This window comes from Micrococcus sp. GbtcB5 (assembly GCF_019091605.1).
In the GTDB taxonomy this organism is placed as follows: Bacteria; Actinomycetota; Actinomycetes; order Actinomycetales; family Micrococcaceae; genus Micrococcus; species Micrococcus luteus.
In genome coordinates this window covers 1-8,011 of sequence record NZ_JAGXJK010000041.1, presented here as the reverse complement: position 1 = coordinate 8,011, position 8,011 = coordinate 1, and the positions used below count along the sequence as shown (strand labels likewise).

Here is an 8,011-nt window from a genome sequence, read left to right as displayed (position 1 = left end):
CATCACTGGGCAGTCCTCATGGCCGTCAGCGGGTCATTCCCTGGCCACCTATGGGCAGCTTTTCATGGCCGCTTACAGTCGTCCATCTCGGGGCCCAGGGGTGGCGGATGGCCACCCTGCCGGGACAGCCCCCGCCGCCAGGACACACCGTCGGGCACGGGCCCGCGGCACCTGGGAGTCCGGAACCGGGCACGTGGCCGTCAGCAGGGGCCGGGCACGTCCCAGGCTGGCGGGAAACGCTGGGCAGGCCCACGGGGGTGGCCCGGGACCGGCGGGCCTGAACCCTTCGCCGTCCATGCGGGCCGATGCGCGCCGCGGCGTCGGGGCTGCTCAGGGCAGCGCGTCCTCGAGGTCACCCTGGGAACGTCGAAGGGCCCCACGCACCATGGTGCGTGGGGCCCTTCGTCAGGGAATCAGCCGCTCGGGATCAGCGATCCAGGTGAGGGGCGTGCGAGCCGTGCTCGAGCTCGACCGCGGACTCCTCGTGGCCGTGCTGGCCGTGGGTGCGGGCCTCCACCAGCTCCTCGCGGGAGACCGGGGCGACGCGATCCTGGTAGAACATGCGGTTCAGGCCGGCACGGGCCTTCTCCAGCGCGCCCACCTTGCCGTTGCGGCCGGGCATGGCCGGCACCGGGCGGCGGTCCTCGAAGGACACCAGGCGGTACAGCTCGTAGTCGGTGAGCTGGCGGTGACGCTCGTGGAAGCCGCCCTCGGGGGACATCTCGATGACGCCGGCCTCGTGGCCGTGGAGCACCAGCTCACGGTCCTTGCGCTGCAGGGACAGGCAGATGCGGCGGGTCACGATGAAGGCGATCACCGGGCCGAGGAAGAACAGCGCGCGCAGCACGTACAGCACGTCGTTCAGGGAGAGGTGGAAGTGGGTGGCGATGAGGTCCGAGGACGCGGCCGCCCACATGACGCAGTACCAGACGACGGCGGCCACGCCGATGCCCGTGCGGGCCGGGGCGTTGCGCGGACGGTCGAGCAGGTGGTGCTCAGTGTTGTCCTTGGTGATCCACCGCTCGATCCAGGGCCAGGTGCACATGCCGACGAGCAGGACGCCGACCGGGATCAGCGGCACGAGCACGCCCATGGGCAGGGACACCGAGGAGCCCCACGGCATCGGGATGTTCCAGAGGAAGGAGTAGTCGCCGATCATGCCCGGCATGAGGCGCAGGGCGCCGTCGAACACGCCGATGTACCAGTCGGGCTGGGTGCCGGCCTGCACCGGGGACGGATCGTACGGGCCGTAGTTCCAGTTGGCGTTGATCGTCACCGTGGAGGCGATGAGCGCGAGCACACCGAACACGATGAAGAAGAAGCCGCCGGCCTTGGCCGCGTACACGGGGCCCACCGGGTAGCCGACCACGTTGTCCTCGGTGCGGCCCGGGCCCGGGTACTGGGTGTGCTTGTGCACGACGACCATGAACAGGTGGATGCCGATGAGCAGCAGGATGGCGGCCGGCACGATCATGATGTGCAGGGCGTACAGGCGGCCGATGACCGAGTGGCCGGGGAACTCGCCGCCGAAGAAGAAGGCGGAGAGGTACGTGCCGACCAGCGGCAGGGACTTCAGGATGCCGTCGATGATGCGCAGGCCGTTGCCGGAGAGCACCTCATCGGGCAGGGAGTAGCCGGTGAAGCCGGCGGCCCAGCCGGCCATCAGCAGGAAGCAGCCGACCAGCCAGTTCAGCTCACGGGGGCGACGGAACGCGCCGGTGAAGAACACGCGCAGCATGTGGACCGACATGGCCGCCACGAACAGCAGCGCCGCCCAGTGGTGCAGCTGCCGCATGAACAGACCGCCGCGCACGTCGAACGAGATGTCGAGGGTCGAAGCGTAGGCCGCGGACATCTCGATGCCGCGCAGCGGGGCATAGGCCCCGTTGTAGACGACCTCCGACATGGAGGGGTCGAAGAAGAACGTGAGGAACGCGCCGGACAGCAGCAGGATGACGAAGCTGTACAGGGCGACCTCGCCGAACATGAACGTCCAGTGGTCCGGGAAGATCTTGCGGGCGAAGAACTTCACGATCGGCGACATCCCCGTGCGGGTGTCGACGAAGTTCGCGATGCGGCCGGTCGAGGTCGCCGGCTGGAACTCATTCACGGTGGTGCTCATAGGTGTCAGCCACGCTCCCAGTAGACAGGCCCGACGGGCTCATGGAAATCGCTCTGGGCCACGAGGAAGCCCTCGTCGTCCACGGTGATCGGCAGCTGCGGCAGCGCGTGGCTGGCCGGGCCGAAGATGACCTTGCACTCCTGCGTCAGGTCGAAGGTCGACTGGTGGCAGGGGCAGAGCAGGTGGTGGGTGTGCTGCTCGTACAGGGCGATCGGGCAGCCCACGTGCGTGCAGACCTTGGAGTAGGCGAAGATGCCGTCCACGTTCCAGTCCTCGCGACCCGGGGTGATCTTCACCTTGGCGGGGTCCAGGCGCATGAGCAGGACGACGGCCTTGGCCTTCTGGTTGAGCTTGTCGGGGCCCAGATCGTTCAGGCCGTCGGGGATGACGTGCACGGCCGAGCCGAGCGTGACGTCCGAGGCCTTGATGGGGGAGCCGGTGGGGTCACGCACGAGGCGCACGCCCTCGGCCCACATGGTGTGGCGCAGACGCTCCGGTCCGAAGTTGTGGGTCTCCTCGTCCGAGAAGTTGTCCGAGTCGTCCAGGTCGCGGAACACGGCGATGAACGGCAGGGGGGCCAGCAGGGCGGCACCGATCAGGGTGTTGCGCAGCAGGGGGCGACGCTTGATCTGCGACTCGTCCAGGATCTCGGAGATCATCCCGGTGGCGGCCACGCGGTCGGCCTCCGAGCGGATCTCGTGACGGTCCTCGACGGTCTCGTGGTCCGGCATCAGGGTCTTGGCCCAGTGCACCACGCCGATGCCGATGCCGAACATGGCGAGGGCGGTGCCCAGGCCGAGCAGCAGGTTCTGCAGGTAGATCTTGCTGAACGCCTCACCGTTGCCGATCTGCCCCACGCCGAAGTAGCCGATGAAGAAGAGCACCGTGCCCACGATGGAGATGAGGAACATGACCGAGACCTGACGCTCGGCGCGCTTCGCGGCCTTCGGATCCTCATCGGCCAGACGCGGACGGTGCGGAGGCAGGCCCGGGTTGTCGATCGCGTAGCGGGGCGCGTCCTCGCCGGCGTGCTCGAGGGAACCCGAGCGGTGCTCGGTCCCTTCAAAGCCTTTCTCGCCCATATGTCCTGTTTCCTTTACTCGAGTGATGAATGTCGATGACGGGTGGTCGGCGCGCCTGCGCCGACGGGATCAGGAGGACCGGCTGGTGAGCCAGACCATGAAGCCGATGATCAGCGCCAGGCCCGCGGTCCAGATGAACAGGCCCTCGGAGACGGGGCCGAGCGAGCCGAGGGCGAGGCCGCCGGGGGAGCCCTGGTTCTCGATGGTCTTGAGGTACGCGATGATGTCGCGCTTGTCCTCGGGCTTGATGTTCGAGTCGGAGAACACCGGCATGTTTTGCGGGCCGGTCTCCATGGCCTCGTAGATGTGCTTCTCCTCCACGCCCTGCAGAGAGGGGGCGTACTTGCCGCGGGTGAGCGCACCGCCGGCCGCAGCCGCGTTGTGGCACATGGCGCAGTTGATGCGGAACAGGTCGCCGCCGCGGGTGATGTCCACGTCCTCGTGGTTCACGTCCAGGTACTCGTCCTCGGGGACGGCCGGGCCGGCGCCGAGCGAGGCGACGTAGGCGGCGAGCTGCGCCGTCTGCTCGTCGTTGAACTGGTTCGGCTTGACCTGGGCCTGCGGGCCGTTCATCTGCATCGGCATGCGGCCGGTGCCCACCTGGAAGTCGACGGAGGCGGCGCCGACACCGATCAGGGACGGGCCGGAGGGACCCCCCGCAGCTCCCGTGCCGTGGCACGAGGCGCAGTTCGCGTTGAAGAGCTTCTCGCCCTCGGAGATGTCATCAGCCGAGGCGGCCGCGGTGACCTGCGTGGCCGCCTGCGCCTGGTTCACGGTGCTCGCGACGGAGTACAGTCCGCCGGTCACCAGGAGTCCCAGCAGGAGGAGCGCCAGCCCCATCAGGGGATGGCGTCGGTTCTGCGAAAGTGCCTTCACGGGGGTTTCCTATCGTTCTCTTCCGGGTCGGGCCGCTCATGCTGCCGGCCCGGGCCTGAAGTCGGTGCGGTGAGTGAGGGGTCGTCTTACTTCAGGAAGTAGACGATGAAGAACAGGGCGATCCAGACGACGTCCACGAAGTGCCAGTAGTAGGACACGACGATCGCCGACGTCGCCTCGTGGTGGCCGAAGCGGCGGGCCATGTAGGCGCGGCCGATGATGAAGAGGAACGCGATCAGGCCGCCGGTCACGTGGATGGCGTGGAAGCCGGTGGTGATGTAGAACGCCGAGCCGTACGCGTTCGCCGCGACGGTCACACCCTCGGAGACGAGAACCGCGTACTCGTAGGACTGCACCGCCACAAAGATCGAGCCCATGATGAAGGTCAGGATGAACCACTCGACCATGCCCCACTTCCCGAACTGCAGGAAGCCGCCGGTGCGGCGGGGCTGAAGGCGCTCGGCGGCGAGGACGCCGAACTGGGCGGTGACGGAGGAGAGCACCAGGATCGTCGTGTTCACCGCGGCGAGCGGGACGTTGAGGATCGCGGTGTGCTCGGCCCAGAGCTCCGGAGACGTGGAGCGCAGGGTGAAGTACATGGCGAAGAGCCCACCGAAGAACATGAGCTCGCTGGCAAGCCACACCATGGTCCCGACCTGCACCATGTTCGGCCGGCTCGGGAGCCCCGTGGTGGGCTGATGGAGAGTGGGGTTAGCTGTGGTCACCCAGCCATTATGGCCCCAAACACCGCCCGGGCGGTAAATCGAACTTACCGTGTCGCAGGACAGGTCGTCAGCACCGTCGGGGGGTTTCAGTGTCAGTCGGAGGCTGGCGTCCAGGGGATGTCCAGGTTCACGGCGGGCGGCGCATGACACGACGCGGTGCCGGGTGCGGCCGGGCCGCTAGGCTCAGTGCGTGAGCACCCCCGAGAACACCGCAGCAGTCCTGGGGACCTCCTGGCCGGAGGTCTTCCGCGCCCTCACCGTCGGTGAGGACCTCAGCGACGACGTCGCCGCGTGGGCCATGGGGGAGATGATGGCCGGCGATGCCACCGAGGGGCAGGTGGGCGGATTCCTCCTCGCCCTGGCCGCCAAGGGGGTGACGGTGCCGGAGCTGCGCGGCCTGACCGAGGCGATGGTCCAGGCGGCGAACCCGGTGCACGTGCCGGGGGAGACCCTCGACGTCGTGGGCACGGGTGGCGACCGCCTGGGCACCGTGAACCTCTCCACGATGTCCTCGCTCGTGGCCGCCGGTGCGGGCGCGCGGATCGTCAAGCACGGGAACCGCGGCGCCTCGTCCACCGCCGGCGCGGCCGACGTGATCGAGGCCCTCGGCGTGGACTTGTCCATGCCGACCCGGAAGGCCGAGGAGTGCGCCGAGGCCGTGGGCATCACGTTCCTCTTCGCCCAGAACTACCACCCGTCCATGAAGTATGTGGCCCCGGTGCGCAAGCAGCTCGGCGTGCCCACCGTGTTCAACTTCCTCGGCCCCCTGAGCAATCCGGCCCAGGTCACCGCCCAGGCCCTGGGCTGCTCGAGTGAGGCCATGGTCCCGCTGCTCGCGCAGGTGCTCGCGGACCGGGGGGTGCGCGGCTTCGTCTTCCGCGGGGCGGACGGCCGGGACAAGATCACGACGTCGGGGCCGTCGACCGTCATGGAGGTCCGGGACGGTGTGCGCACCCACGAGCTCGATCCCCGGGAGCTGGGCATCGACCTGGCCCCCGTTCAGGCCCTGGCCGGGCGGGACGGTGCCTACAATGCGACCCTCGTCCGCGCTCTGCTGGCGGGGGAGAAGGGTCCGATCCGCGACGCCGTCCTCCTCAACGCGGCCGCGGGCCTGACGGCCTGGGACCGTGACGCGGACGCGCCGCTGATGGAGCGGCTGGCGGCCAACATGGCGCGGGCCGCCGAGTCGATCGACTCCGGCGCCGCGCGTGACGTCCTGGACCGCTGGGTCGCCTTCTCCAGATCCTGATGGTGCGACGACGGGCCTTCCCCGGCGAGATGGGGCCCGTCGTGGAGAGGACGCTCAGGAGTCGAAGCCGAGCGCCCATCCCTCGCCGAGGTCCTCAGACGAGTAGGTCCGGAAGGCCAGCATGGTCTCGGTGTCCTGGATCCCGTCGACCTTGGAGAGGTGGTCGGCGATCACGTCGGCGAGGTCCTCATAGCGGCGCACCTTGACCATCGCCACCAGGTCCCACGCGCCGGTCACGGAGTAGACCGACCCGACCCCCTCGAGCGCAGCGAGGGCCTCGGCGGTCTCCGGGATGCTGGATTTGTCGGTCTTGATCAAGACGATGGCGGTGACCACGGGCGGTCCTCATTTCCTCGATGCTGCGGGTCCGGTGTCCGCGATGATCCTAGCTGCGCGCCGGGCCCTCACCTCCGGGTGCGGCGCACCAGCCAGGCGGTCACTGCCCGGCGGCCCAGGAGCAGGACGCCCAGCACCCCGAGCGCCACGAGCACGAAGGACACGGGTGCGCCACCGAGGCCGAAGGCCACGCGCAGGACCATCCCGACGGCGACGGTCCCCAGCCACACGATCACACCGTGGGGCCACACGCGGGCCCAGGTCCGGTGTCCGGAGGTCAGCCCGGTCATGAGCAGGAGACCCGCGAGGAACGGCGCCGCCGTGACCAGCAGGCCCACCGGCCCGCGCTCCGTGGAGTGCTGCCCCTGGCCCAGAGCCACGAAGAGGACGGTGAGCAGGAGGTCGACGGCAAGCGCAGGCAGGGCGCCGCGCGGGGCACGGTGCTCGGCGGGTACGACACGACGGGCGGTGGGGGAGGACGTCATGCATCCAGTCTGGCCCACCGCGAAGTCGAGGCGGATCGTACGGCCGGGGGCGGCTCGGCGAACGTGCCGTACGACAAGACATTGCCTTTGTCAGAGATAGACTCTGGGCATGGTGTCCGTACATCTGGTGCTCATCCGACCGACCACCGCCACGGCTGAGGACGCGCGGCGTCTGGCAACCGCGCTGCGCGACGATCCCCGCCCGGACGCGGCTGTGACCGCGGCGATGTGGCTCGGCGACGAATCCGACCCGGTGGACGACGATGCGGCGCCGCACGACGGCGAGCTGGCCGTCGTCCTCGACGACGCGGCGGCTGCGGTGGGCCTGGCGTTGTGGGCCGTGCGGACCGGGTCCTGGGCGGTGATGCTGGATCCAGAGGGTGGCTCCGACAAGGACTCAGCGTTGTCGTATCTGACGCCAGCCGAGCTGCGGCGCGCCCGGCGGGCACCGGGCCGACTCGTGCTGCCGGCCGGAGGTCGCCCGGGCCGCGCCTCGGAGTCCGGCCGAGAGGCTGATCTGCGCTGTGCGGAGGCCACCCTGCAGCTGGTCGCCGCAGTGGAACGGCGCCGGTCCGCTGACCAGCACGCGGCGGGACGGCTGGTCGAAGCCGGCGCCAGTCAGCGAGAGGCGGCGGCGGAGCTCGGGATCAGTCAGCAGGCCGTCCATTCCCGGTTGCGGCACGGGCTCTGGCATGTGAGCCGGACGGCGGTGGCGGCTGTCCTGCCGTTGCTGGAGCGGCTCTCCACAGACCCGGGGGAGTGAACCCCGGCACGCGTTGTCGGTGCCGCCCGGCGCGGCCGCCTGGGCCAGCTCACGACGCAGCGCGTGCCACGCAGGGTGACCTTCCGCAGTTGACATGAGACACGTAACTAGGGGTCATCTCAGAATGACTGTGCAAGTCGGATTGCTTCTCTCGCACTCTAGATGAGACTTCCGTAGCGCATCGAACCCCCACGTGACGGGCCGCTACCGCTAGTCCAGCACCCACAGTACGCCGAGCACCAGCCCGACCGACTACGAACTCCTGTCGAATGTCGGTCCACCTGGCTACATTCCAGGCGCATGAGAGCGACCAATCAGCAGGCCCTGATCACCGCAGTCTTCGAGGCAGCCGAGCGCGCCACGGACAGCATCA

Annotated in this window: 8 protein-coding genes; 2 read left to right on the top strand and 6 right to left on the bottom strand. The window is 69.1% G+C overall.

What is annotated here, in order from left to right; translation table 11 throughout:
* Window positions 1-427: 427 nt before the first annotated feature.
* From KVS67_RS10915 to KVS67_RS10900, 4 genes are all read right to left on the bottom strand, one after another.
* Window positions 428-2,122, bottom strand: a complete 1,695-nt coding sequence (locus tag KVS67_RS10915) for a cytochrome bc complex cytochrome b subunit (RefSeq protein ID WP_217565338.1) — start codon at window positions 2,120-2,122, stop codon at window positions 428-430.
* 5 nt (window positions 2,123-2,127) lie between these two features.
* Window positions 2,128-3,204 (bottom strand): ubiquinol-cytochrome c reductase iron-sulfur subunit, encoded by a 1,077-nt coding sequence (locus KVS67_RS10910; protein WP_063190030.1) that lies wholly within the window; start codon window positions 3,202-3,204, stop codon window positions 2,128-2,130.
* A gap of 69 nt (window positions 3,205-3,273) precedes the next feature.
* On the bottom strand, window positions 3,274-4,080 hold the full coding sequence (locus KVS67_RS10905; protein ID WP_036315101.1) for a cytochrome c: 807 nt from the start codon (window positions 4,078-4,080) through the stop codon (window positions 3,274-3,276).
* A gap of 86 nt (window positions 4,081-4,166) precedes the next feature.
* A complete protein-coding gene (locus tag KVS67_RS10900) occupies window positions 4,167-4,745 on the bottom strand; it encodes a cytochrome c oxidase subunit 3 (protein WP_020625607.1) in 579 nt (192 codons plus the stop codon).
* A gap of 250 nt (window positions 4,746-4,995) precedes the next feature.
* Here KVS67_RS10900 and trpD point away from each other — a divergent pair, with 250 nt between their 5' ends.
* A complete protein-coding gene (trpD, locus tag KVS67_RS10895) occupies window positions 4,996-6,054 on the top strand; it encodes an anthranilate phosphoribosyltransferase (RefSeq protein ID WP_041103765.1) in 1,059 nt (352 codons plus the stop codon).
* 54 nt (window positions 6,055-6,108) lie between these two features.
* Here the strand turns inward: trpD and KVS67_RS10890 are convergent, their stop codons facing one another.
* Both KVS67_RS10890 and KVS67_RS10885 read right to left on the bottom strand, forming a co-directional pair.
* Window positions 6,109-6,390: an Lrp/AsnC family transcriptional regulator gene (locus KVS67_RS10890; protein WP_036384759.1), complete on the bottom strand. Its 282-nt coding sequence runs from the start codon at window positions 6,388-6,390 to the stop codon at window positions 6,109-6,111.
* Between the two features lie 68 nt (window positions 6,391-6,458).
* Window positions 6,459-6,875 (bottom strand): DUF3054 domain-containing protein, encoded by a 417-nt coding sequence (locus tag KVS67_RS10885; RefSeq protein WP_036384761.1) that lies wholly within the window; start codon window positions 6,873-6,875, stop codon window positions 6,459-6,461.
* A 109-nt stretch (window positions 6,876-6,984) separates the two neighbouring features.
* Between KVS67_RS10885 and KVS67_RS10880 the strand changes: the two genes are divergently transcribed.
* A complete protein-coding gene (locus tag KVS67_RS10880; protein ID WP_063190032.1) occupies window positions 6,985-7,638 on the top strand; it encodes a hypothetical protein in 654 nt (217 codons plus the stop codon).
* The last annotated feature ends 373 nt before the right edge of the window (window positions 7,639-8,011 follow it).

Bases quoted from the DNA above. Each gene is read 5' to 3' on its own strand.
- KVS67_RS10910 (WP_063190030.1), bottom strand. From the start codon at position 3,204: ATGGGCGAGAAAGGCTTTGAAGGGACCGAGCACCGCTCGGGTTCCCTC.
- KVS67_RS10900 (WP_020625607.1), bottom strand. From the start codon at position 4,745: ATGGTGCAGGTCGGGACCATGGTGTGGCTTGCCAGCGAGCTCATGTTC.
- KVS67_RS10885 (WP_036384761.1), bottom strand. From the start codon at position 6,875: ATGACGTCCTCCCCCACCGCCCGTCGTGTCGTACCCGCCGAGCACCGT.
- KVS67_RS10880 (WP_063190032.1), top strand. From the start codon at position 6,985: ATGGTGTCCGTACATCTGGTGCTCATCCGACCGACCACCGCCACGGCT.
- KVS67_RS10915 (WP_217565338.1), bottom strand. From the start codon at position 2,122: ATGAGCACCACCGTGAATGAGTTCCAGCCGGCGACCTCGACCGGCCGC.